At 52.1% G+C, this 23,042-nt stretch carries 30 protein-coding genes and 1 tRNA gene; 14 read left to right on the plus strand and 17 right to left on the minus strand.

Annotated features, from left to right (window positions below; all coding sequences use genetic code 11):
- Positions 1–74 precede the first annotated feature (74 nt).
- Positions 75–434 carry a DUF5518 domain-containing protein gene (locus tag AArcSt2_RS07900; RefSeq protein ID WP_250583737.1) on the plus strand — a complete coding sequence of 120 codons (360 nt, stop codon included), beginning with the start codon at positions 75–77 and terminating at the stop codon, positions 432–434.
- A 17-nt stretch (positions 435–451) separates the two neighbouring features.
- Here AArcSt2_RS07900 and AArcSt2_RS07905 read toward each other — a convergent pair whose 3' ends face one another.
- Complete coding sequence (locus AArcSt2_RS07905) at positions 452–1,252, minus strand: TrmB family transcriptional regulator (RefSeq protein ID WP_250583739.1); 801 nt, start codon at positions 1,250–1,252, stop codon at positions 452–454.
- Positions 1,253–1,616: 364 nt separating this feature from the next.
- Between AArcSt2_RS07905 and AArcSt2_RS07910 the strand changes: the two genes are divergently transcribed.
- Positions 1,617–2,387 carry a TrmB family transcriptional regulator gene (locus AArcSt2_RS07910; RefSeq protein WP_250583741.1) on the plus strand — a complete coding sequence of 257 codons (771 nt, stop codon included), beginning with the start codon at positions 1,617–1,619 and terminating at the stop codon, positions 2,385–2,387.
- Positions 2,388–2,410: 23 nt separating this feature from the next.
- On the opposite strand, the gene AArcSt2_RS07915 is transcribed toward AArcSt2_RS07910, so the two are convergent.
- A complete protein-coding gene (locus AArcSt2_RS07915; protein WP_174652321.1) occupies positions 2,411–2,725 on the minus strand; it encodes a DUF7344 domain-containing protein in 315 nt (104 codons plus the stop codon).
- 127 nt (positions 2,726–2,852) lie between these two features.
- Positions 2,853–3,389, minus strand: coding sequence for a DUF367 family protein (locus tag AArcSt2_RS07920; RefSeq protein ID WP_174652322.1), 537 nt, complete (start codon positions 3,387–3,389; stop codon positions 2,853–2,855).
- An 82-nt stretch (positions 3,390–3,471) separates the two neighbouring features.
- Here AArcSt2_RS07920 and AArcSt2_RS07925 point away from each other — a divergent pair, with 82 nt between their 5' ends.
- Positions 3,472–3,798 carry a nuclear transport factor 2 family protein gene (locus AArcSt2_RS07925; protein ID WP_174652323.1) on the plus strand — a complete coding sequence of 109 codons (327 nt, stop codon included), beginning with the start codon at positions 3,472–3,474 and terminating at the stop codon, positions 3,796–3,798.
- A 10-nt stretch (positions 3,799–3,808) separates the two neighbouring features.
- Here the strand turns inward: AArcSt2_RS07925 and serS are convergent, their stop codons facing one another.
- Genes serS through AArcSt2_RS07945 form a run of 4 tightly spaced genes read right to left on the minus strand, consistent with a single transcriptional unit; the run spans position 3,809 to position 7,884 of the window.
- Complete coding sequence (gene serS, locus AArcSt2_RS07930) at positions 3,809–5,188, minus strand: serine--tRNA ligase (protein WP_174652324.1); 1,380 nt, start codon at positions 5,186–5,188, stop codon at positions 3,809–3,811.
- Between the two features lie 50 nt (positions 5,189–5,238).
- On the minus strand, positions 5,239–5,727 hold the full coding sequence (locus AArcSt2_RS07935; protein ID WP_250583743.1) for a DUF7529 family protein: 489 nt from the start codon (positions 5,725–5,727) through the stop codon (positions 5,239–5,241).
- A 60-nt stretch (positions 5,728–5,787) separates the two neighbouring features.
- Positions 5,788–7,134, minus strand: coding sequence for a dihydroorotase (locus AArcSt2_RS07940; RefSeq protein ID WP_250583745.1), 1,347 nt, complete (start codon positions 7,132–7,134; stop codon positions 5,788–5,790).
- Between the two features lie 39 nt (positions 7,135–7,173).
- On the minus strand, positions 7,174–7,884 hold the full coding sequence (locus tag AArcSt2_RS07945; protein WP_174652327.1) for a lipoate--protein ligase family protein: 711 nt from the start codon (positions 7,882–7,884) through the stop codon (positions 7,174–7,176).
- An 80-nt stretch (positions 7,885–7,964) separates the two neighbouring features.
- On the opposite strand from AArcSt2_RS07945, the gene AArcSt2_RS07950 reads away from it, so the two are divergent.
- From AArcSt2_RS07950 to AArcSt2_RS07975, 6 genes are all read left to right on the plus strand, one after another.
- Positions 7,965–8,849, plus strand: a complete 885-nt coding sequence (locus AArcSt2_RS07950; protein ID WP_250583747.1) for a DUF8155 domain-containing protein — start codon at positions 7,965–7,967, stop codon at positions 8,847–8,849.
- 87 nt (positions 8,850–8,936) lie between these two features.
- The gene (locus tag AArcSt2_RS07955; protein ID WP_174652329.1) at positions 8,937–10,145 is read left to right on the plus strand and encodes a multicopper oxidase domain-containing protein; all 1,209 of its coding nucleotides are present in this window, start codon (positions 8,937–8,939) and stop codon (positions 10,143–10,145) included.
- A gap of 73 nt (positions 10,146–10,218) precedes the next feature.
- Positions 10,219–10,686 (plus strand): PaaI family thioesterase, encoded by a 468-nt coding sequence (locus AArcSt2_RS07960; RefSeq protein WP_174652330.1) that lies wholly within the window; start codon positions 10,219–10,221, stop codon positions 10,684–10,686.
- 72 nt (positions 10,687–10,758) lie between these two features.
- Positions 10,759–11,166: a 30S ribosomal protein S6e gene (locus AArcSt2_RS07965; protein WP_174652331.1), complete on the plus strand. Its 408-nt coding sequence runs from the start codon at positions 10,759–10,761 to the stop codon at positions 11,164–11,166.
- A gap of 52 nt (positions 11,167–11,218) precedes the next feature.
- The gene (locus AArcSt2_RS07970) at positions 11,219–11,653 is read left to right on the plus strand and encodes a DUF7112 family protein (protein ID WP_174652332.1); all 435 of its coding nucleotides are present in this window, start codon (positions 11,219–11,221) and stop codon (positions 11,651–11,653) included.
- A gap of 74 nt (positions 11,654–11,727) precedes the next feature.
- Complete coding sequence (locus AArcSt2_RS07975) at positions 11,728–12,162, plus strand: DUF5807 family protein (protein WP_250583749.1); 435 nt, start codon at positions 11,728–11,730, stop codon at positions 12,160–12,162.
- 23 nt (positions 12,163–12,185) lie between these two features.
- On the opposite strand, the gene AArcSt2_RS07980 is transcribed toward AArcSt2_RS07975, so the two are convergent.
- Both AArcSt2_RS07980 and AArcSt2_RS07985 read right to left on the minus strand, forming a co-directional pair.
- On the minus strand, positions 12,186–13,367 hold the full coding sequence (locus AArcSt2_RS07980; protein ID WP_250583751.1) for a DHH family phosphoesterase: 1,182 nt from the start codon (positions 13,365–13,367) through the stop codon (positions 12,186–12,188).
- Positions 13,368–13,415: 48 nt separating this feature from the next.
- Positions 13,416–13,850, minus strand: coding sequence for a universal stress protein (locus AArcSt2_RS07985; protein ID WP_174652335.1), 435 nt, complete (start codon positions 13,848–13,850; stop codon positions 13,416–13,418).
- A 125-nt stretch (positions 13,851–13,975) separates the two neighbouring features.
- Here AArcSt2_RS07985 and AArcSt2_RS07990 point away from each other — a divergent pair, with 125 nt between their 5' ends.
- The gene (locus AArcSt2_RS07990; protein ID WP_250583753.1) at positions 13,976–14,425 is read left to right on the plus strand and encodes a universal stress protein; all 450 of its coding nucleotides are present in this window, start codon (positions 13,976–13,978) and stop codon (positions 14,423–14,425) included.
- 6 nt (positions 14,426–14,431) lie between these two features.
- Here the strand turns inward: AArcSt2_RS07990 and AArcSt2_RS07995 are convergent, their stop codons facing one another.
- Positions 14,432–14,977 (minus strand): GNAT family N-acetyltransferase, encoded by a 546-nt coding sequence (locus AArcSt2_RS07995; RefSeq protein WP_174652337.1) that lies wholly within the window; start codon positions 14,975–14,977, stop codon positions 14,432–14,434.
- Positions 14,974–15,342, minus strand: a complete 369-nt coding sequence (locus AArcSt2_RS08000; RefSeq protein WP_250583755.1) for a universal stress protein — start codon at positions 15,340–15,342, stop codon at positions 14,974–14,976. Before AArcSt2_RS08000 ends, AArcSt2_RS07995 begins: the two co-directional genes overlap by 4 nt.
- A gap of 100 nt (positions 15,343–15,442) precedes the next feature.
- Here AArcSt2_RS08000 and AArcSt2_RS08005 point away from each other — a divergent pair, with 100 nt between their 5' ends.
- Positions 15,443–16,105, plus strand: a complete 663-nt coding sequence (locus AArcSt2_RS08005) for a DUF5806 family protein (RefSeq protein ID WP_250583757.1) — start codon at positions 15,443–15,445, stop codon at positions 16,103–16,105.
- A gap of 9 nt (positions 16,106–16,114) precedes the next feature.
- Here the strand turns inward: AArcSt2_RS08005 and AArcSt2_RS08010 are convergent, their stop codons facing one another.
- A complete protein-coding gene (locus tag AArcSt2_RS08010) occupies positions 16,115–17,212 on the minus strand; it encodes an aminopeptidase (RefSeq protein WP_250583759.1) in 1,098 nt (365 codons plus the stop codon).
- Positions 17,213–17,298: 86 nt separating this feature from the next.
- On the opposite strand from AArcSt2_RS08010, the gene AArcSt2_RS08015 reads away from it, so the two are divergent.
- Positions 17,299–18,198, plus strand: coding sequence for a decarboxylating 6-phosphogluconate dehydrogenase (locus AArcSt2_RS08015; RefSeq protein WP_250583761.1), 900 nt, complete (start codon positions 17,299–17,301; stop codon positions 18,196–18,198).
- Positions 18,199–18,282: 84 nt separating this feature from the next.
- Positions 18,283–18,867 carry a 2Fe-2S iron-sulfur cluster-binding protein gene (locus AArcSt2_RS08020; RefSeq protein ID WP_250583763.1) on the plus strand — a complete coding sequence of 195 codons (585 nt, stop codon included), beginning with the start codon at positions 18,283–18,285 and terminating at the stop codon, positions 18,865–18,867.
- Positions 18,868–19,021: 154 nt separating this feature from the next.
- Here AArcSt2_RS08020 and AArcSt2_RS08025 read toward each other — a convergent pair whose 3' ends face one another.
- Positions 19,022–19,483: an NUDIX hydrolase gene (locus AArcSt2_RS08025; RefSeq protein ID WP_174652343.1), complete on the minus strand. Its 462-nt coding sequence runs from the start codon at positions 19,481–19,483 to the stop codon at positions 19,022–19,024.
- 162 nt (positions 19,484–19,645) lie between these two features.
- Here AArcSt2_RS08025 and kdgK1 point away from each other — a divergent pair, with 162 nt between their 5' ends.
- The gene (gene kdgK1, locus AArcSt2_RS08030; protein WP_302928580.1) at positions 19,646–20,611 is read left to right on the plus strand and encodes a bifunctional 2-dehydro-3-deoxygluconokinase/2-dehydro-3-deoxygalactonokinase; all 966 of its coding nucleotides are present in this window, start codon (positions 19,646–19,648) and stop codon (positions 20,609–20,611) included.
- Between the two features lie 31 nt (positions 20,612–20,642).
- Here the strand turns inward: kdgK1 and AArcSt2_RS08035 are convergent, their stop codons facing one another.
- The 4 genes from AArcSt2_RS08035 to AArcSt2_RS08050 form a co-directional block, all read right to left on the minus strand.
- Entirely contained in the window at positions 20,643–20,852 is a 210-nt protein-coding gene (locus AArcSt2_RS08035) for a hypothetical protein (protein WP_250583765.1), read from the minus strand.
- Positions 20,853–20,976: 124 nt separating this feature from the next.
- Entirely contained in the window at positions 20,977–21,825 is an 849-nt protein-coding gene (locus tag AArcSt2_RS08040; protein ID WP_174652344.1) for a hypothetical protein, read from the minus strand.
- A 61-nt stretch (positions 21,826–21,886) separates the two neighbouring features.
- Positions 21,887–22,729: a DUF6159 family protein gene (locus tag AArcSt2_RS08045; RefSeq protein WP_250583767.1), complete on the minus strand. Its 843-nt coding sequence runs from the start codon at positions 22,727–22,729 to the stop codon at positions 21,887–21,889.
- Between the two features lie 77 nt (positions 22,730–22,806).
- A tRNA-Cys gene (locus AArcSt2_RS08050) sits at positions 22,807–22,882 on the minus strand.
- Positions 22,883–23,042: the final 160 nt, after the last annotated feature.

Here is a 23,042-nt window from a genome sequence, read left to right on the forward strand (position 1 = left end):
AAATTTGAAACAATAAGAGTCTCATATACTAGTAAACCGAGGTGCTTTTTCGGTTCAGTAGCGTACCGGATGGTATGACAAACTGGCGTGCAGTTGCGGTTGGCTTTGTAATAATGTTTATCGCGGGTGTCCTCGCGACAGGGGCACCGATCGTTGGCCACATCGGGGCAGGAATTATCGGTGGATTTGCTGCAGGATATCTTGCCGGTGGTGGGCTTGCCAGTGGGGCGTGGCACGGACTCCTTGCCGGGTCGATTACAGGAATCGTGCTCTCAGTGCTGTTAGCGCTTCTTGCAGGGCTATTTGGATTAGTTGGTGGGCCACTGGGTGGCGTGCTTGGGTTTGGCGGTGTACTCGTTGGCGGTATTGTCCTGACAGTCATCTTTGCGATCGATAGCGCACTTGCTGGAGCGATCGGTGGCGTTTTTAACTAAAACCTGAAGCGACGACGCTACGACCCCGTACGAAGTCCGGTCGCCATGAGCCGTCGGATGATGACAACAAGCCCATTATTAAACCCACGTCCGAACACAGCCTGCTCGCGTGATTCGCCTGTTGCAACATCGACGTGAGATGAGCTAATAAGAATCGTTTTTTTATCAACAAGGAGAAGCCGAGTGATTTCAGTATCTTCATCCTCACCGTGGAGCCACTCAAGCGTTGATCGAAACACCGCTGCATTTGGGACCTGTTCGCGAAGCTGTTCGTACACAGTTGTGGAGGTCGTCCCAATAACAACGGAAACACCGCGATCGGCAGCATCAGACAGACGAACAACCAACTCATCCGTGACACTGTCACGGCGCCCGACGACCAGTATCAGTTCAGTAGCCCCTTCAGTAATCAGCTGCTGGGTTCGGCTTGCGATCGCAGGTGCCCCGGACAACGACCAGACTTCATGCGTCACGCGAGAGTCTTCTGTCGGTGTTGCTGGTTCGATTCCGGAAAGCGTTTCACGAAGTTTGTCGGTTCGTGATTCATACTCTCTCCGGAGTGTGTCAGTGGCTTCTTCGATCGAAACGGCATGAAACTGTTGTGGGCTTGTATGTTGGATTTCAACCAGCCCTTTCGTTTCAAGCACCCGAATCGCATCATAGACACGGGTTCGTGGAACTGCAGAAATTTCGCTGATATCTTTGGCACTCCCATGCGGAATCCGCGAGAGTGCCACGAATGATTTCGCTTCGTACTCTTTGAGCCCGAGCTGTTGGAGCAGTTCAATCGCCTGTTGTTGTGTTGTACGTTCGTCCATGAATCCCAACCCGTGCTATCACCGAACAAATAGCAGTATCAGATGGTAGTTTCGTACACTACCGGAAAGGTATTTCCACTTTTTAATCACAAGTAGAGGGTGAACTATGTGGTAAAAACCGTTTTTAGCCCTATAAACCCATTTTTGAAATGTTTTTCTGCTAACATAGTGAGATATGTGAGTAGTTGAGTGACAAAGAGATGCTAATAGTTGTTTTTGAACTGTTTGTCAAAGGCCACATATTCACTCGGATAATCACAACAGCAATATACGCTATCAGAGAGAAGAGTTAGTTGGCACACAAATCAGGAACCCAACATCCGCGATTGTGTGCTCATACATCGGATCGATATATCTCTCATCTATGTCAGACACCCCTACGAATACGCCTCGCTCCGTTGCGATCGAACAGCTTGAAGCGCTCGGGCTTAGCGCCTATGCTGCTCGGACATTTGTTGCATTAACAACGTTACAGTGTGGGACTGCACAGGAAGTGAGCGAGGTGTCGGATGTACCTCGGACGCGCGTCTATGATGCGGTGACCGAGCTCAAAGAACGAGGGCTTGTTGAGATTCAACAGTCGGTTCCGAAACAGTTCTGGGCAATCTCAGCACAAACTGCGGGTACGAAACTCACACAGGAGTATCAGGGCCGGATTGAAACGCTCGTCGAGATGCTCACACAGATACGACCACAACACGCGAGCACACGCGCCGAGCAGCTTGAGATACTACACCACACTGAAGCCGTTGAAAACCGAATCCAAGAGATGCTTGAATCGGCCACGGAAACCATTATATACGGAATCTATCAGCATCCGTCACAGCATGTCATGTCGCACCTAACGAATGCGACCAATCGTGGTGTGTCTGTGACTATTGGTGTGGGTCCACAGATTACGGAGTCAACTATCGAACAGCTACGTTCATCACAGATTACCATTGAACACATTACCGATGCGGTTGAGAATCCGATCGGACAGCTACTGATTGTGGATGATACAACTGCCTGTATCAGTGCGCCGATCGACGAACAGTCCCAGATGCAAGCAGCCGCAGGATACGCGGATGGAAAGATGAATGCAGTAAATACGATTATTCACGAGATTGTCACCGCACGTTTTAATAACCACTAGCGGACAGCGTGGGAGCGCGTGATTCACAAGGATGTGTCGATAAAATCAATAAGCTTTTCAATTTTTCTGGTCGATCGATAGCTGATTGTCTCGTCTGTCTGGTTATATGCAATTACATCCGCATCTGCTAATTTCGGAAGATGAATATGATGGAGTTCGGTTTTAAGTTGGGCTTGGGCTTCAGGTGAATTACCGTCAGGCAGTAAACCAATGAGGTGGTCTAAGTGAACCGGTTGCTGCTCAACGAGTATGAGCTGTTGCAGGAGCGCTTTTCTGCACGGATTTTTTAAAAGCTCCAGGGCGGTTGATGTCGTTACTGAGTTTGTCTGTTGTTCCATAATGTGACCCACCACCACGGTGGAGATCACAACGGCTGTGAATGTGGGTGAGTATAAATACGCCCCTATGAATCAAACAAGTATCGTTAACCCAGAAAATCAAAGACGATTTATATACGACGCTATTCTATCGATCGAGATACGCAGATTGGACGGATACAACCTCCGTTGAGTCCGCACACGCAGCATATCGGCGTAATGGTTCGTCATTAAGTTCGAGAAATGTCTCTCCCCAATTGAATTTTGCGAGGATCTGTTCGGCGTGTTCACGCTCGCCTAAAATCACGAGCGCTGCGGCAAGCGCCTCGACCGTTGTCAACCGCATCGGTCGACCAAAATTCACTGGATTAGCTGCAACGAGATATGGAAGTGCGCGGTGCTCGCCAGCGAGCGAAAACCGCGCCTCACCAGCAGACTCCCACGAACAGTCAAGCGCAACGAGTGCACCACCTGTTGGTCGTCCATCTCCGCCTCCATCTTCGATCCCACCTGCTGACGCACGATCGGCCGGTGAAAGCGCTTGCTCTGCGTGCGGATTCAACACAACACCATACGGTGTCTCACGATGGCTTCGGTGCAGGCGTGCGAGATCAAACCGTGCGAGCTTTTTGGCGGTGCACTTTTTCGGATCATCGTCACCCTCGTATCGAATATGCAGTTCCACGGTTGCTGGAACTGGGCGAGCGGGCGATAAAAACGCCGCGCTTGGGAGACAAACCCTTTGGTGACGGCGTCATGTCCTCCGTATGGACACCCCCGCGATCGTCACCGAATACTACCGGTGTCTCGATGAGCACGAGTATGAGACACTGAAATCAGTGCTGGCAGCTGATTTTATGCAGTACCGACCCGATCGAACATTTGAGGATAGAGCGGCATTTATTTCATTTATGCGGGATGATCGGCCACTCACAAACACCCGACACAGGATTGAAACAGTCAAACAAGCACCAGAGAGCATTGCGGTATACGGTAGACTCCTCGATTCAAATGAGGAAGAAGTATTGTCGTTTATTGATGTATTCGAAATGTCAAGGGAAGGGACGATCGCCAAGCTACGAACACACGTCTGACCGATATAGATTAGTCTTTTGTCCCAGCACCAACTGCGCTCTCACCAACCGGCTCGCTCCCTTCTATCAGCTCTTGACCGCCCATATATGGCTGTAATGCCGCAGGGACGTCGACCGTCCCATCCTCGTTCTGGTAGTACTCAAGAATAGCGACAACAATTCGTGGAACCGCAAGCCCTGAACCATTCAACGTGTGGAGATACTCTGCAGAGCCATGTCGCTCCGGTCGGTACTGAATCCCTGCTCTGCGAGCCTGAAAGTCCTCGAAGTTCGATACCGATGAGACTTCGAGCCAGCGGCCACCTTCGGCTGGGCCGTCCTCCATATCATCACCTGGTGCCCAGACCTCGATATCGTACTTTTTCGACTGCGTAAATCCAAGGTCGCCGGTACACATCTCAAGAATTCGGTATGGAAGCTCAAGTCGTCGAAGGACCGCTTCGGCTTCATCCACAAGCCCCGCAAACCGATCGTAGCTCTCCTCAGGCCGCACGAAGTTGACCATCTCAACCTTGTTGAACTGATGGACGCGGACGATTCCACGAGTTTCGGTACCGTGTTCGCCAGCCTCCTGTCGGAAGTTCGGCGAGTAGGCTTGATATTTCAGCGGGAGATCGTCATCCAACAGAATCTCATCGCGGTGCATGTTGGTGACAGGGACCTCTGCGGTCGGGAGCAACCAGAGATCATCATCGGTATATTCGTCCTCATTGCTCCCCTCAAGCCGGTATGCATCTTCGGTGAACTTTGGGAACTGGCCGGTGCCACGCATTGAGGCGCTGTTGACGGGGATTGGCGGGAACACGTCAATATAGCCCTGCTCGCGGTGGACGTCAAGCATAAACTGGATCAGTGCATGCTCTAGTTTTGCGCCGTCACCTTTCGCAAAGTAGAATCCACCACCTGCAACTTTTGCACCACGCGAAAAGTCAAGAATATCGAGCTGTTCGCCAAGATCATAGTGTGGGACAACTGTCTCAGGAAGCGATCGGAGGTCTTCAAATCCTTCACGACGACGTTCAACGTTCTCGTCCTCGTCAGCACCAACCGGTACTGATTCGTGTGGAATCTGCGGCAGCGTCAAAAGTGCGGCTTCAAGCTCTGCCTCCAGTTCGTCTGCACGCGATTCAATCTCTTGAAGCTCCGTTTTGAGCGCTCCAGAGCGCTCGATTGCGTCTTGGGCTTCATCCTCTTTGCCCTCCTGTTTGAGTTGGCCGATCGATCGGCTCACCTCATTGCGCTCGTGTCGAAGATCGTCACCAGTGCTTTTCAGCGATCGCCACTCATCGTCAATCTCGAGAATCCGATCGAAGTCCACATCCACGCCCTTGTTTTTGAGCGCTTCTCGGACAACGTCGGGATTCTCACGAACGAACTGTCTGCTCAGCATTTATTTGTCGTTCTTCGGGACGGCGGAAAACGGTATCGGGTCTCCGTGGACTAGTCGTCGACGCGTTCGGGGAGCAACAGGCTCACATCATGGTGAGAAAATACAACGCGGCGGTCGTCGGAAAGCGGTCGAACAATCGTCTCCATCTCCTCCGCTGCTTCTGCTTCCGAAATCATGTAGGAAGCCTGTGAGATGTCGTAGTACGCAGGGAAGCAAACAGCGCGCTTTTCATCCGCTGCTTTCATCACAATAAGAAGCAACATCGTATCGCCAGCGTTCGATTTATACACTTCGTAGCTATCGAATGCAGCCTCTTCAACAAACGGCTCAAGCTCGCGAAACTCGTTACCCGGAATAAGGACATTGAGCCCGATAAACGTCTTGCCGACATCGCTCTCTCGAGCCGGTCGTGGTGTTACATCACCGGTAGTGAGCGTCATCACTTCCCAACCATCCGACTCCAGTTCGGCTGCAGTTGCATCTCTCTCCTCAGTCAGTTTGTCCCACACAGGCGAAGTGGACTCAAATGAGGTTGTCATATCCCTGTGTGGTGTCTGCACATGGCTAAAGCTTCGGATCACCAAAGACACCGGGGCGGATTACTGTCTAACGTTTTGACCAACCGGATCACCAAATCGCTCGCTTGGTGCGTCAACGTCATCAATATCAATGTCAATAGGCGGTGCTATCGGATTTCGTTCATAGACGATCGACCCACGAACAACAGTGAGCTCAGGGAAGATTCCATCCATCCCTTCGAATGGCGTCCACGTGCATTTTGTGTGGAGCGTTTCACCCCGTATTTGCTCCGTACGGGAGAGGTCATACAGTGCAAAATCCGCATCATACCCTGGCTCAATTGTACCCTTCGTCTCAATGCCAAAGATCGACGCTGGATTTGCCGCGGTCAGATCGCGCACGCGTTCGAGACTCCAATGACCCTCAGCCGCAGCGGCCAACAGCAGTGGAACCATCGTCTCAACGCCTGGGACGCCGCTTGGTGCATCCCAGACACCCTGTTGTTTCTCTGTTTCCGTGTGCGGTGCATGGTCGGTTGCAATGATGTCCACTGTGCCGTCGGCAACCTTTTCAAAAACGGCTTGCCTGCGTGCTTCGCTCCGGAGCGGTGGATTCATCCGGCCAAACGTTCCAAGCGATCCGAGATCGTCACGTGAGAGGAAGAGGTGGTGTGGACAGACTTCACAGGTTGCACCACCGGAGACTGCTGCGTCGATCCCTTCCGGCGTTGAGGTGTGTGCAATGTGGATCTGTGCATTGTGGGCTTGCCCAACCGAGACTGCGCGTTCGATCGCCGCTTCTTCGGCTGCAGCGGTCCGATATGCACTCCACAGATCAGTGTTTGCCTCAATACCAATACCGCCAGCATCACCCGATTGCTGACTCTCATCAAACATCGTTGCATCCTCTGCATGGACGGTCACCGGAACACCACGGTCAGTTGCAGCCGCAACTGCCTCACCAAACAGCTCAAGATCGATCCCCATCTCTCCTGTTGAGTCTGCGAGAAACACCTCACCAAGCGCAAAAAGCGGGCGGTCGAGAAGCGACTCGGGATCCCACGACTCGGTCACACCGCCATTGATGCCGAAATCAACGTATGAATCGGATGCGAACCGTGCTTTTTGATCGAATGCACCACCATCTGTGGTTGGTGGCTCGGTGTTTGGCTGATCAACAATCGTTGTCACACCGCCTGCTGCTGCACTCCGCGAACCGGTTTCAAACGTCTCTTTATGTTCAAACCCGGGCTGTCGGAAATGGACGTGTGCATCGATCGCACCCGGAAGCAACAGTTTCTCGTCGGCATCGATTATCCGCTCGCCATCCTGTGGGTCAAGCCCTGACTGTACGGTCTTGATTGTCCCATCTTTCGTTCGAACATCGACAACGCGCCCGTCAGCAAGCGTGGCGTCCTGAATGAGCATATCTTTCAGTGGGAGTTTGACAGTCCTAAAAGCGACGGGTTACAGATCGAGTTCGATCGAATTACAGTCGACAACCGCAGTTGGGCCGGAGATGAGGGTTTGCTCGATCGTACGCTGTACAGCCTCAACAGCAGCAGCGCCACCAGCGGCTTCAACCGAGCCGACCGATGCGCGATCAAATGGAACGTCGATTGCAGCATACACCGGCGCTAACACCGATGCGAGCTCCGTTGCATCCCGATCGGTAACCGTCACACAGCCCGAAACAAGCGCCGCACCGCCAGTGATCCGTTGGGCAATGCCAACGATCTTTCCAGTGTCGCTGCCTTGGATCGAGTGCTCGCCGGGACAGTAGGAATCGGCAGGTTCACCACGTTCGACGGTGGCACCCACATCGGAGAGCGCCGTCAGCAGTTGCATTGTTGCTGTCTCGTACCGTTCATCCATCCCTTGTCGGATATCGTCGATCGGAATCGTACTCGCAAAAGCAAGCACACTGCCGGTGTATGCAACCGCCCGCCCACCAACACTCCGTTCGATCGCTGGAAAGCCATACTCGGTTGCGATCGATACCGCTCGATCGAACCCGTCCGCGCGGGTATCTCGTCGACCAAATGCAATCTGACGGTGTGGCGTCCATACCCGAACCGTTGGTTGCCCGGTTTCCGTCGTATGTGTGAGGAGGGTTTTGGTTGCGGCACGATCGGCGTTCGGTGTCTCTTTTCGGCCGCGAACAACCAGCGTCTCCATAGCGGGCCTTGGGTTTCAGTCATCATATAGCCCACGAGGGGCACCCGCGTAGCTATTTGTGTCGAATTCTAAGGACTGCCATGGGCGCATCTGTGGAGATTGGGGGGTCTGTTCTTAGTCGATATGAGCGGTTTTCACTGTATAACTCGCCGTATCCGGCTCACGATTACGGCTGTGCGATCGACCTCTATCCCGGGACGGATGTTGCACGATCACCGGTGTCGGGGACCGTTATTGACACCTTGTCGGTCCGGTGTCCAGACCAGCCATATGCAGTGTCGCACGATCATCTCATTGTAATTTCGGTGGATGACGGCGTCACACCAACGGGAACGGACGAGGTTGTTGCACGAATACTACACGTCGATCCTGCAGTGAGCAAGGGTGATGATGTTGCAATTGGCGATCGACTTGGAACGCTCGTTCGATCAGGCTTTTTCGGGCAGTGGGTTGCAAATCACATTCATCTTGATTTCCGAACCGCAGCGCAGAACCCCTACAGAGCAAGCGGCTCGGTTCCACTGACCGCCGCAGTTGATGTCGCACCGATCGACTGGGATGGGACTGGAACGGTTGTCGAAACCGGACCAACCCACGCGCTCCTCTCAGGACCAACACATCCACAGCCGGGATCATTTGCAGCAATTGCGAGCGACGAAGGTGTGGCGCTTGATGGCGGGCTCTCACACTATGGCGGTGGCGGCATTCTATCAGAGACGGATCACTCCGCTGTGTCCCTGTTCGGAACCGACATTGCAACCGTCTCCGATCGTGACCTTGTATGGAACCCGATCGACATCTTGGCAAATGGGGAGCGCATTACAGGGCTCTCATTATTTGCAGACCAGACCGGCTCATGGGGTGCAAAACTGGTGACGATCGGCCAGACGTTCGATGTTGGGACAGATGTTCGTGTGACGATCGAGCCAAGCGAGGATCCGATTCGGCTCGGTGGACGAACGTAGTGGTTATGTGAACAGACCGCACAACCGATTCTAAGGGTCTGAGAACGCTCGTTGGGACATATATCAGAGACATCCTAACTGTGAGGTATGACGTCAAGTCGAGATCACTGGCGATCGCGTGCATCGAGACGGAAGTTTTTGCAGGGCGCAGGCGTGACGGGTGTTTTGGCACTGGCTGGCTGTGCCGCGCCAGTGAGCGAGCCGATTCAAGGCTCAGTGGGACAAGAACAAGAAGAGCACGAATCAACGGGCAATTCCGAGAGTGAAACCGAGGAAGATTCACATGGACCCGCGAATCCAGCAGAAACAGATTATCCATATACTGGACCGCCGGTGATTGTTGACTTGAATGAACAGGGTGGAGAAACAACAATTCGAACGGTTCCATCACGACATACGTTGGTTAGTGAAGACGCTGCCGGCGGGCCGCTCGAGCTACCGGAGGTATGGGCATGGCAGGCAGATGATCATCCACCAAGCGTCCCAGGGCCGATTCTTCGTGCAGAGGAAGGGACTGAGATGAGTATTACTCTTGAAAATACAGAGGACGTCCGACCGCATACCTTCCATGTCCACGCGCTTCGAAAAGATTGGATGGATGATGGTGCGCCGGCAAGCACCGGAATGCAGGTTGGGGCTGGAGAGTCACACACCTATGAAATTGATGCAAACGTTCCGGGTACACATCTGTATCACTGTCACTATCAAACGCAGAATCATTTAGACCTCGGAATGTATGGAATCGTTCGTGTCGACCCGGTTGACTACGAGCCACCTGATAAGGAGTTTTTCTTGACGATCAAAGATTGGGACTCCCGGTTATCAAACCAGTTTGCCGGTGGAAACACCGATTTCAGCCATCGAAACCGAAATCCTGACGTCTTTACGATGAATGGACGAAGCGCACCCTATACATTCCATCCTGAGGAGGGTTCACCAATGGTCGTTGAAGCGGGCGATCGCGTCAGAATCCATCTGACAAACAACGGCTATGAGAGCCATCCGATTCATCTACATAATCACCGATTTGAAGTGGTCGAAAAGGATGGCGGAATCATCCCACCAGAAGCACGATTTAAAGAAGATGTGACACACATCGCACCAGCAGAGCGAAAGACGATCGAATTTACCGCAGATGCCGATCCAGGTGTGTACCTGATGCACTGTCACAAAGTCAATCACGTCATGAATGGCGACAGCTACCCTGGTGGAATGCTCACCGCACTGGTTTATGAAAGTGCGATGGACACACCACAGTTCGAAGCGGCAATGGAGAGCGCTGGCTATCAAGCGTGAGCTGAGGCAACGTTGATAAACGAGCTCGGTGTGAATCGCCGCCTCCATATGTTCACACCGCGATCGATTGTGCATGACAGACGCGGAAACAGAGACTGAGGCTGAGTTTGATCCCGATCTCACTGCGTTGCTCCGACAGTCGATCGAAAAAGAGCACGGCTATCTCTCATGGCTCGGCACAACAGTTGAGGAAGTTGAGAAAGGTCGGCTTGTGCTTTCGATTCCGTTTGATGAGAAGCTAACTAATACAACCACACCGCCAACAGTCCACGGTGGCGTTGCAGCAACGCTTATTGATACCGCGGGCGGTGTCGCACTCCGGACGATGTTTGATGAGCCAACTCGTGGCGGTGTTGCAACCGTGAACCTGAATGTGAACTATCTCCGGCGAGCGGATGGCGACCTTCGGGCGATCGCAAACGTGGTCCGAGCCGGTGAGTCGATCGGGGTGAGCGAGATGCGTGTCGAAAGTCCAACACCGGATGGTGGGACAAAAACGGTCGTAACAGGCCAGGGATCGTACCGACTGTTCCGAGAATAACGCGATTTTGTAGCCAAATTAGTGCAGACGCTTTCGACGTGCTTTTTATTGCCCGTCCAGTGAGTTTCTGTAATGGCAGAATTCAAAGTCGTCGTCGCCGATCCTGAGACAGGCGAGGCGTTTCAGTTTGAAGTCGATGGACAGGACGCAAACCGATTCCTTGGCCGAGACCTTGGCGATGAGGTAGACGGCGCAGCAGTCGGTCTTGACGGATTTACACTCAAACTCACCGGCGCATCTGACAACACCGGTCGCCCACTCCGCGCAGACGTTCCAGGCGCAAACCTCAAAGAGCTCCTTCTCACAGACGGTGTCGGCTTCTCACCAAGCCGTGACGGAGAGCGCAAACGCATCACCGTTCGTGGTCGAGAGATCAGCAACGAGGTTGCACAGATCAACGCATCAGTCGCTGACGGTGACGGCTCTGTTGCAGATGCACTCAGCGATGACGAAGACGAAGACGCTGCAGACGACGAGTAACTGAATCATACGCGAACACGCGTTTTATTTTCTTCCCGAGACGAGTAGTGCCATGAGCGATCGACTCCCAAGCGACAGCGATGCGGTTGAGACGCTTCGTGCAGAGATTATCCGGCTCGGAAGTACTAGGCTCCGATGTCTCCGACTCCCAGAAGAGCTCACAGGTGAGCTTTCCACAGGTGATTTTGTTCGCGTTGTTCTCGATGGCACCGAACGACACGCCCGAGTTGAGACGGATGCAAATGGCCCGATTATTCGGGCGCTATACGAGACAAAGGCTGCAGCCAGGGCTCAGCGTGGGGACAACGCCCTCGCACCGTGGCTTGCAGGACTCAAACGTGAGGAGGGCGACGGAGTTGCATTCGATCGCGTTGTCAGCGGACAGCTGTACGGCATTCGCGAGCCCGGTAAGCGAGCTGTCTACACCGTTCGGCAGGGCCCGCGGGATTCGCTCGCGTCGATCGCTGAGAAGCTTGATGGAAACTAATAGGGACGAAAACGGGAGGCCAGTCGATCGAAAGAAGTGATAGCTCATTTACCGCTGGCGACCTCACATCCCGCATGAGCAAACTAACAGCGTATCTGACTGGCGATCGTCTCGACGATGTTGCGATCTTCATCAGCGAAGCATTCATGAACGACAACATGATGATCGCAAACTATGGCGAAGATGTCGAAGGTGGGGTTGTACTTGTTGTCGATGGTGAGGAGGGCCGATCTGCGTTCTCACAAGGAACTGGAATCGACCCAATGGAGTTTGCGGGGGCTGCAATGGGACAAGAAGGCGAGATTAACCCAGATCTCTCAGGTGGTGTGTGTCCGCTTGCGGACGAAAAGCCGGATGAAGAGCACACGATTGAGTTTGCCTTTTCCTTTGCGGAGGCACAAAACACCGAGGTCGGTGGGATGTATGCAGATGGTGATGTCATTCACGCATACGCTCACTGTTCATGCGGGGCAAACTTCAGTCACAAATGGATTGCAGGAAGTCGCTAGCAGTTCAGCGTTTCAGTTTTCGACTACGCTTCTGTTACTGATTCATCAGCAACGCGCTCAAATGCAGCGAGGATGACGCGTTTTGCAGCGCTCCCTTCAGTTGTCCAGTGGTGTGCATAGTCCAACATGTCATCGTAGATACCGGGCTTACAGCCGGATGCTTTCGGATGCCCGCCACCGTTGACCTGCCGTGCAACAAGGTGACATTTCTCGAAGTCGTCGCTTCCACGAAGGCTTGCACTCCCGGCTGGCTTGACGATCACAGCTGCGTCAGCACCCTGATCACGGAGCGCGTCTGCAACTTCGTTCTGTGAGCAGCGGCCATAGGTAATCCCCACGGTCCATGGTCCGACAGATTTGAAATCTGCACGTTCAACCGCAAGGTCAATCAGTTTCTCTTTCTCAACCCGGCGATGCGCAATATACTCGGACACAACAGTTGGAAGCGAGACACCGTATGCACCAACGATCGCAGCGTACTCCTCCGGGCCGCTCCAAAACGCATAGTCCGCAAGATCTTGGCTTCGTGGATCCTCATTGAGCCAGAGGTCATGGTCACGCGTAACCGCTGCAAGCTCGACAAACTGTTCATCAAAGTCGTATTCGAGCGATCGAAGCGCAACATCCGTACTACACTCCTCTTCGGAATCGCCAACAACGAGATCAACGCCAGCGTCCGACACTGCCGTGAACACCTCGTCGGTCCACTGGTGATGGTCATACCACGAGACACGATCGCAGCGTGAGGTGAGCGTTTCGAGCGGCTCGGAAACGGTCTCATACGAATCTGGACACAGGTCACAGACAAAGAGGTCAATACCGGAATCAGCGTATTCAGCGACACGCTCGAGGGTTTCTCCGAGCGAATGTGGTCCAGCTGCAAGGAGTGCAACCCGTGATTCGAACTCCGGTCTGTCATCTTCAGCCTCGTCCGCATCGTCTTCGGAGAGCCGTGCTTCAAGCGTTGTAAGAAACGGCTCAGGCTCGATCGCTGCATCATATGCCTCTCGAATGAGTGCAATACAACCAAGTCCATCTGCATCGGAGTCCGTAACAACAACGGCTTCAGAGCCCTCAATGGCCGCCTTTGCTTGTTGTTCTTTCAGCTCTTCATCAACCGTATCGGGGTAAAAGAATCCAGCACCGGGGATACGCGATCGGCGATCGATCGGTAGTCGACTAGTATCAAGAAACTCATCGTCCATATAGGATGGTTGGGAAGCGGTGTGAAAACTCTCGTGGATCGGCGGTTGTTATAATTCGTCTTCGGAGAGCTGTCGAACCGTAAGAACGGGGACGGGACAGGTTCTGACAACTCGCTCTGCAACACTACCGATCAAAAACCGATTTTCGCCGTGTCGACCACGAGTTCCGGTTGCGACGACATCAATCTCATTTTCACGAGCATAGGTACCGATCTCTGCTGCAGGTCGACCCTCACGAACCGCAGTGACAACGGACCCCTGTGTCATCGATTCAATCTCAACAAGTGCTTCTTCAGCCTGTGTCGTAAGTGCTTCACGAAGGTCGTCTCGAACCTGTTGCGGAGCGGATTCGACTTCACCAGCATCAACGATTGAAAGCGCATGGACTTCTGCCTCAAATTTGTCAGCGATATCGACGGCCACACGTACTGCTCGCTTGACGCTTTCGGAACCATCCGTTGCAATGACGATCCGTTCGATCATAGACCCGATTTAGCGCGATATCGTATAAATCCTCAACACTCGATCGTGACAGACGGTACCAACAGCCACATAAATGGCGACCTACAGGGGGAGTGTTTTTCATGTTTGCGGCCCCACCTCGCCGTATGGCCGATCTTGATATCAATCTCGTGTTAGTGCCCGTTGATGGGAGCGATGAGTCGCGTGAAGCGGTTGAATTCGCGCTTGCGATCGCAGACAAATACGACGCGTCAGTACACGCGGTCTATGTCCTTGGTGAAGAAATTGTCCGCGGAATTGAGACCGGCGCAGTCGATGAAACGGATATCGCAGACGATACACGATCGTTTACGACTGAAATCGCAACGATCGCAGCAGACACAGAGGTCCCACTCACAAGTTCGATTGCATACGGATTCTCACAAAAAGTGAAGACAGTTCATCCCGGAAGCGTTGTGCTGGATACCGCGGAGGAGCTGGATTCTGATTTCATCGTTGTCCCGCGAGAGCCAATGGCGGACGATCCAAGCGATGTGCTTGAAAAAGCAGCAGAGTATGTCCTGTTATACGCAAGCCAGCCAGTTCTCTCTGTCTAGGGTCGTTCACGTAGGGTCTTTGTGTAGCCTGATCGCCATCTCAAGTTCGAAGCTTTCGGCGTTGCTTGTTTCGAAGCCGACCTTTTTATAAAGTCCAACTGCAGGACGGTTCCATCGTTCGACAGTCAACCAGACTTTTCTCACATCATTTGCCGCCCCATATCCAAGCAGTGATTTGATGAGATACGTTCCAATACCTGCCTCTTGGTACGCCTGCAGTACAAAGATTGCAAGTTCGTATGCATCGCCATCCGGAACGAGCGTCGCATGTCCAGCAACAGTTTGGTCGTCCCATGCAATTACATTGAGACACTCATCAGAGAGAATTGTATCCAGCCACGTTCGGATACGGGATTCTTGTCCAGGAGGGATACCTTGAGCACGATCAGATGGATCAAAATCAAGATACATCTGTACTAAGGCCTCTTTGTCCTCTTTGGAGCCATCGTACGGTGTGAGTTTCATCTCACGATCGGTTCGATCAATAAACGAAAGTGGTGGTGACTCAAACGGCCCCGAGACCTCTTCTGGGTAGCGTCGATCTCGGCTCATCGGACTAGCGTCACCGTTTTGTGTGAGTTGAGCAGGACAAACTCTGCAATCTGTCCGATCTGTATCTTTCCCATCGGGCTTGTCTGTCCCCCACCGAGAACAATTTCTTCATAGCCTTCCGTTTCAGCAATATCAACAAGTCGGCTCCCAGGATCGCCTTCGACATGGCGAATCGTTGCCGAAAGTTTGGCTTCATCTAAGTACTTTTGCACCGCATCCTCAACTTCGTTCGGTGTTCGATCTGCGTTCGGGTTCTCGACAATCGCAACGGTGAGTTCATCATTGGTAGCCGTTGCCCGGTCGATCGTCTTTTCGAGCGCTTTAATTGAATCATCTGCGCCACCAATCCCAAGAAGTACTTTCATACCGCAACTGTCACCGCCGGGTGCAAAAAAGCTGTCCCGTCCGTGAGATTGGTGCTCGTGCACGGCAACGCTTTTCCAATGAGCAAACAGATGCCCGTGCATGAGCGATGAGCAGTCCCCAACAGAGACACCACACGGATCTTCGGAGGAGGAGAGAGCGAAAGGCAGAGAAAAAAATACAGAGACACCTGTAGAACAAGACCCAACGGATACAGAAGTGGTAGACGAAACTGAATCGACAGTTCCAACAGACGTTCAAAAGTATGAGCGCTTCAAAAAGATGGATGGCGCAACCTACGATCGGGTCAATGGGTTTCTTCGCGATCGGACATATATTACTGCGCGCGAGTGGGCGATTGCACGGCTCTGTGCTGATTTCAGAACCGAAACTGGTGTTGAGATGACGAAGATTGGCGAAAACCTGCCGGAATTGGTCCCGTTTATGACCGACACCTACACACCACAAGCGGTCAACCAGGCACGATCGTCATTTGAAGGGAAAGTGAACAAAGCTGGTGCCACATTCCTCTACGGAGCGATGAGCGGATTCTTCACCGCCGAAGAGTTGGATGAGTTGATGTATGAGGTAACTGAAGTTGCAAAGTTCTTACTTGAGGTCGAAGGTGTCGATCTTGCGGTTGCAGAAGAACTCGATGCAGAAGATCGAATCTCGACAGTAATGCGTGAGGTCCGCGAAGAAAGCGCCCGGCTTCGAGCCGAAGAAGTCGAGTGTCCACACTGCGGTGAAACACACGACGTGTGAGTGACGCAGCTATGCTTCGAATCCGTCCTCCCAACGGAAGGTCCCGTCTCGCTGGATAACCTCACCATCGATCGATAGCGTCGAGTTACTGCTCATATCCATAATCATATCAACGTGAACCGCTGATTTGTTCCCGGTTTCACCGGTAGGAAGACATGCATCATACGCACGCCCAACTGCGAGGTGGACAGTATCTCCCATCTTCTCATCAAAGAGGATGTTATCAGTGAACCGATCGATGCCGCGGTTCATCCCAATTCCAAGTTCACCGAGTCGTCGTGCCCCATCGTCGGTTTCAAGCACACCCGACAGTGTTTCTTCTCCTTGCACAGCACTGTAGTCGACAACCGTTCCATCCGCAAACACAAGTTCAACATCTTGAACACGTGTTCCGTCGATCGTCATTGGGACATCGAAGAATGCAGTGCCAGTAGTCGCATACGGTGCAGTGAACACCTCACCGGATGGAAGGTTGTGTGAATCATATGCAACAGATGCACAGCTGTTAACTGCAGTTCGATCCGCGATCGACATTGTCAGATCAGTGCGATCGGTTGTGATGTGGACCTCACTGCCTGCATCAAGCAGCGTTTTCATCTCTGCCATCTCTTCGGCAAGTGACTCCCAGTCTCGGAGGATAGCATTGTAGACAAACGTTTTGTATGCGCTGTAAGACATCCCTGCTTGCTGTGCAAGACTCCGTGTTGGATGCAGTGTTGAAACCCAGTCGGTGTTCATTCGTGCTTCGCGTGCGTCTGTGCGTGATTTGTTGTATGCTTGCCGCACTGATTGTGGAATATCCGACGTTTCTGCAGTGTTTCGACCACCACCCAATCGAAGATAGACGTCCGCTTTTTCGAGCAGTCGTTGTTCATGTGCGCCGGCATGATCGAAAGTGCCGTCATGTGCGGAGAGATATGCGCTCGAGAGTTCATCGCTGTCGTAGAGCGTGATCATGTTTGCGCCTCGGTCGCCCAGTTTCTCTGCAACCGCAACTGCAAGATCATGTGTACCTTCTGCAACGCTTACAATGACGTTGTCGCCGCGTTCAACCTGTGCGCTCCAATCGACCAGTACGTCTGCATGTTCGATAACCCGTTGGTCCATACGATGTGATGACGTGGCGGAGCTAAAACTCCGACGAGGAGCAGCGAACCGGAACGGCTACACCAGTTGCGATATGAACGACGAGCATGGAACTTGGTGTGATCGGTCTTGGGCGTATGGGACAGATCGTTGTCAACCGAAGTCTGGATGCAGGCCACGATATTGTTGCATTCGATCTCTCTGATGACGCAGTTGCAACTGCGAAAGCAAACGGGGCAACACCAGCAGCGTCGATCGAGGATCTCTGTGACAAACTTGGGGAGAACAAGCGAATCTGGCTAATGGTCCCCGCGGGAGACCCGGTTGACTCAACGCTCGAAACGCTTGACCCACTCCTTACGAGCGATGATGTTGTTGTGGATGGTGGAAACTCACACTTTGAAAAGTCACTTGCACGTGCGGAAGCTTGCCCTGCCGCATACCTTGACTGTGGAACAAGTGGCGGCCCAGCGAGCGCAAAAGAAGGGTTTTCGCTGATGATTGGTGGCCCACAGTGGGCCTATGACGAACTGGTTCCGGTGTTCGATGCAGTTGCAACAGGGCCAGATGGACACGATCGGATGGGGCCAGAAGGATCAGGACACTACGTCAAGATGGTCCACAACGGTGTTGAGTACGCACTTATGCAGGCATATGGTGAAGGGTTCGAACTGCTTGCAGATGGCCGATATGATCTTGACCTGGAAGCAGTAGCTCGGACGTGGAACAATGGTGCTGTGATCCGATCGTGGCTGCTTGAGCTCTGTCAAGAGGCGTTTGAAAATGAAGGAAACGATCTCGGTGATGTTGCAGACCACATTGCAGGCGGCTCAACTGGAACGTGGACCGTCGAAGAGGCTCTTGAACAGGAAGTTCCGGTTCCGCTCATCTACCAAGCGCTTGCAGAACGCTTTGATAGCCGGAATGAGGGGCGATTCTCCCGGCGACTTGCAAACCGACTCCGGTATGGATTTGGCCGTCACGAAGTCGCTCGAACCGACAAATAATCGAGAGCTGGGACTCGCTGTCAGGATATTTTGTTGACGGCGATAAACAAAACGCTGTTAAACCCCGATTCCGTAGCCTCCAGTATGGTTGACCTAGTGGCGTTTGGGTTGGGTGCATCCATTGTACTCTCAATCGTCGCCCTGCACTACGCACGGGGGACTGGATGGGAATCCTCCCAAGATATTTCACAGGAAGTGCTTGAGCGCCGAGCAGCAACAGTCGTAGAAACTGACTTTCCTGAGCCAATGAACCGATCGATCGGTGGTGGCGGCGGTGCCGTCGCTGCAGTTGGTGGCGCAGACGGAGAGGAAGCAGGCGAACTTGAAGGCGAAGATGAAGATTCGATGAGTCCAGCGGACATCCCAGAGGACGAGGTCGAATACTTCGAGATCGAATACGTCAAGCAGGGCGAAACAATTGAGGTTGCGAACAACATGACTGTCCTCGATGGCGGTGAGGAATCCGGGATGGACCTTCCATACGCGTGCCGACAGGGACAGTGTGTCTCCTGTGCAGGTCACATTACAAACGGTGGGAACTCCGAAGACTACGTTGTCCACGACAATCAGCAGATGCTTGATGACGGCGAGTTGGACGATGGATACACCCTCACTTGTGTTGCGTACCCAATTGCGGACTTCTCGGTCGAAACTGGCGAAGCACCATAGTCAAAAAACGCTATTCGGTCCTCGTTGTATTCTGTGTGTATCCCGACGCAGTCTATAATAAAGAAAAGATCTGTACCAAGAATTCATAACACGATCGACTGTTGTAGCTTTGTATCTCACTCGCTACATTTTCGATCGATTGTACAGTTATGCGCTACTGTGTGACCGAGCACTTGATTGGCGCATCTTTAGACTGTGTGAGAAGGTTTAGGTATGAATCGAGATCAAGCGCAAATTTAGTTCTTGTTGGGAGTGTTATCCACGAAAAATCGTACTCGATACCGACTTCATCTCCAGTTCCAGTGACCGTGTGGGTCCACTCGTCACGCGGTTCATGCACCGTTGTATGAAAAAAGTGGCGTGTATACCATCGCTTCTCACGGCGCTTCCAAATATCGCTTACAAGATGTCTCGGTGTCGCAATTGCTCCAAGCCCGCTCTCTTCAGCAATCTCACGGAATACTGCCTCACGGGGGGATTCATCACCTTCAACAGTTCCTTTTGGGATCTGGTAGCCATCATACTCAGGGCCCTCAAAAACTAACAGTTCGTTCTCTCCACGTGTAATGTAGGCGCATGCCTTTGGAACGAATGTTTGTGTGTGAGAAAGACGCATATTGATATCGTTGTTGACTTTGAATAAAAGGGTTACACATAGTCAGATAAGGGTATATAAGGATGTGTAAGGGAGACGTGAGATTGACAACGCACCAATTATCACGGTTACTCTGCGAGTATAGTATATGAATAACGAGTTTGACCTGGTAGGTGAAATACCGTGACTACTTCCGATCTTGTAACGTTTGGTGAGACAATGCTCAGGTTCTCTCCACCCCGTGGGGAGCTCCTTGAGACGTCTTCAGAGTTTACTGTCCAAGCCGGTGGGGCAGAAAGCAACGTTGCAGTTGCCGCAGCACGGCTTGGAGCCAACACAACCTGGCTGTCAAAGCTTCCGAAGTCACCACTTGGTAAACGCGTCGAATCGTCAATCCGGCAGCACGGTGTCACACCTGCTGTTGCATGGGATGCATCCACAGAAACGAGACAAGGAGTATACTATTTAGAACATGGGGCAGAGCCACGCCCAACAACTGTACTTTACGATCGACGTGATGCTGCAATTACGACCGTAACCCCTTCTGAGCTAGATACGACTACAATTGAGTCCGCATCGTTGTTTTTTACAACCGGGATCACACCAGCGCTATCTGCTACAACAACCGAGACAACTCACAAGCTGCTTGAGGTTGCATCCGCAGCCGATACACGAACCGCGTTTGATCTCAACTATCGGGCAAAGCTCTGGGAGCCAGCAGACGCACGGGAGACGTATGAATCACTATTTGAACTGCTTGATCTCCTCTTTATTCCAGAGCGTGATGCACACCACGTGCTTGGAATGAGTGGTTCGGCATCCGAGATTGCTGCAACACTCAGTGAAACATACAACATTGAAACAGTTGTCATAACCCGGGGAGAAGATGGGGCACTCGCATTGAGAGACGACTCGACTGTTACACAACCGATATTTGAGACCGAAACAGTTGATCCGATCGGTACCGGAGACGCATTTGTCGGTGGGTTCCTTGCCGAAGAGCTTACAGGATCGCCGCTTGAGCAGTCACTCGCTGTTGGTTCCGCTGCTGCAGCCCTCAAGCGGACGTTACATGGTGATGTCGCAGTGATCTCTCGTGCTGAGGTTGCCAACGTGCTTTCAGACAGCGGCTACGGAATCGATCGATAGAGGCTCGAGACCTAGTTGAGTGTCATGCCACCTACCGCTTCCACGTTTCAGGTGCAACACCAAGTGCTCGAACAAACGTTGGATAGACAAGCGCAACCGCAAAGACAAGCCCCAGAGACGGCCAAAAGCTAATGTCTCCGATTGTGAGTTCAACAAACTGCAATATTAGCATCATCAGAAGAAACATCGCTATCCAATGTGGGAGTAGCTGTTTGATCGACCCCATTGCGTCAGTGCTCATACGACAGTACACGAGATTCTCTGGTATTCATGTATCGGTTCGAACGATCAGGATTCACACCCCGCTGTCGTCACTGCTGTATTTCTAAAAAAATGTAGCGACAATCGAACTGCGACTAGTTGGGTTAGTATCGTGACGGCAAGAACGCAACCATCACAAGAAGCAGTGCGATTGTCATACTTGTAATGATAATATACCAGAAACCAGAGACACGATCCTGGTACGTATTCATTTCTCCAAGTTGTGCCTCGTATGATTCAAAGTCTTGTGTGAGAATGACTGTATCACTGCTTGTAAAGAAGGTCAAGAACTCTTGATCACCAAGTGTAATCTCATCTTCCTGTTCGAAGTCTTCCGAGAAGGTTTCTTCACCAGTCCACACAACAGTGACGCTGGTTGTCTCAACTGTCTCTACAGTCACGGTGTTGTTTGCGTACTCAAATGAATCTCCCTCTGCATACTGTTCAGTCTGTGGTGCCGGGAAATATTCATCTGCTGGAACAAGCGTTTCGCTTCCATCCTCGTCGGTTATGACGACAGATTCTGTTCCATCTTCATTCTCGACAGTCTCATTTCGTGCGTCTGGATCATCCTCAAGGATTGCTTGTCGATCGATAGCTTCCTCAAGTGTAAAGCTGGTTGGTTCTTCCTCACTGTCAACAAGGACAATCCACTCACCGTCTAGGTACTCGATCGTGCTTTCGTTATCCCACGTTTCAGACTGCTCGGACTCTGGGTCAGTCCACTCGATCGTACCCGAATACTCTATAACACCATCTTCATCTTCCTCAGCAGAGAGGGCTGTTACTGTATACGTTACCCCATCGAGTTCGAACGTATCCTCTTCTGATAGTTCGTGCTCTGGATTCTCAAACGAGATCGTCGGCGCTTCGGCCGTCGCGATCAACGAGTATGATGCGACGCTAACCAAAAGAAAGAGCGCGACGGACACTGCTACAGCGCGTCGTTGCATGATTTTAGCATGGGCCACCCGGGGTATAACGGTTACTAACCCGTCCGGAGAGTGGTATATATTAGTGGCGCGTTTCTGTCGATTTATGTGTGTCTGTCACTAGCGCAGTAGCAGCAGGAAACTGTGTTGGTGTGAGTTCAGCATGTACATGAAGATACACCACGGTTTTTGTAATTGCGGTCACCGTTTTGCCAAACAAATAGCTCAATAAGATTGCACCAACAATGCCCCAGACATAGACACCGCTTGGTAGGGTTACAACTGTTGTCAGTGCCGCGGTCAAAAGAACAATACTGGAGACGAGCCCAGTAGCAAAGAGTACGTGAACTAAGCTAATACCGAGCCCCACGCTTGTTACTTCACCCCAGGTATTACGAAATAGCGAGAGACTTCGTGCAAAAAGTTGACGTGTAGGCCTTTTTTCAAAGACAATGACTGGGAGTACAAAGAACGTCATCGCAATCCAGCCAAGCATAAACGCTGACCCCACAACACGCGTGAGTGCGGAGTCTGATTGCGTGAACCACCGAAGCACTAAGCCAACACTCGCTGCAATGGCTGCCCACAAAAATACCGGCGATCGTTTTTTCCACGCAGCCATAATGCTCTGACGGAGCGGTGGTACTTCTCCACGAAGCCGAGCAGCAGTTGCGTGCACCAGCGCTGCTGTAAAGAATGAAACGCTCGCTGCAACACTCAGATAGACAAAAAACAGTGCGACCCATCCGCGGACCCCACCAAACAGTGACGCAGTTGCCATTAAGAAAAATACAGTTACAGAAAGTGCGATCGAACTACTTGCAGCACAGAATGGGAAGATAAGTAAGCGAGGGTGTTGATGGAGCAGTTTGACACTCTCACTTGTTAATTTAAGCCCGGTATGAAATCTCGAGAATACACCCATACTATGTGAGATGCTGCTAGTAACAAAACGGTTACTTAAACGGAATAGATAATTCTCAGTAAATAAAAATATATAAAAGCTAAGGGCCGGATTTGAACCGGCGATATGCGGCTCTGCAGGCCGCCGCGTTCGGCCGGACTCTGCCACCTTAGCGCATCTGGAACTATTCCGGTGACGTTCTTAAGGCTAGCGGTCTCAGATGTCTCTCTTCGAATGAAATGCAAAAAACCCCAAAGAGAGAAATCTCTCTTCGAGGGCTGAAAGTGGTATGAATGGAGGCGGCGGTGAACGACTCCCAGAGGGTCTCCCACTC

Origin of the sequence: Natronocalculus amylovorans, from assembly GCF_023638035.1 — an archaeon.
Lineage (GTDB): Archaea > Halobacteriota > Halobacteria > Halobacteriales > Haloferacaceae > Natronocalculus > Natronocalculus amylovorans.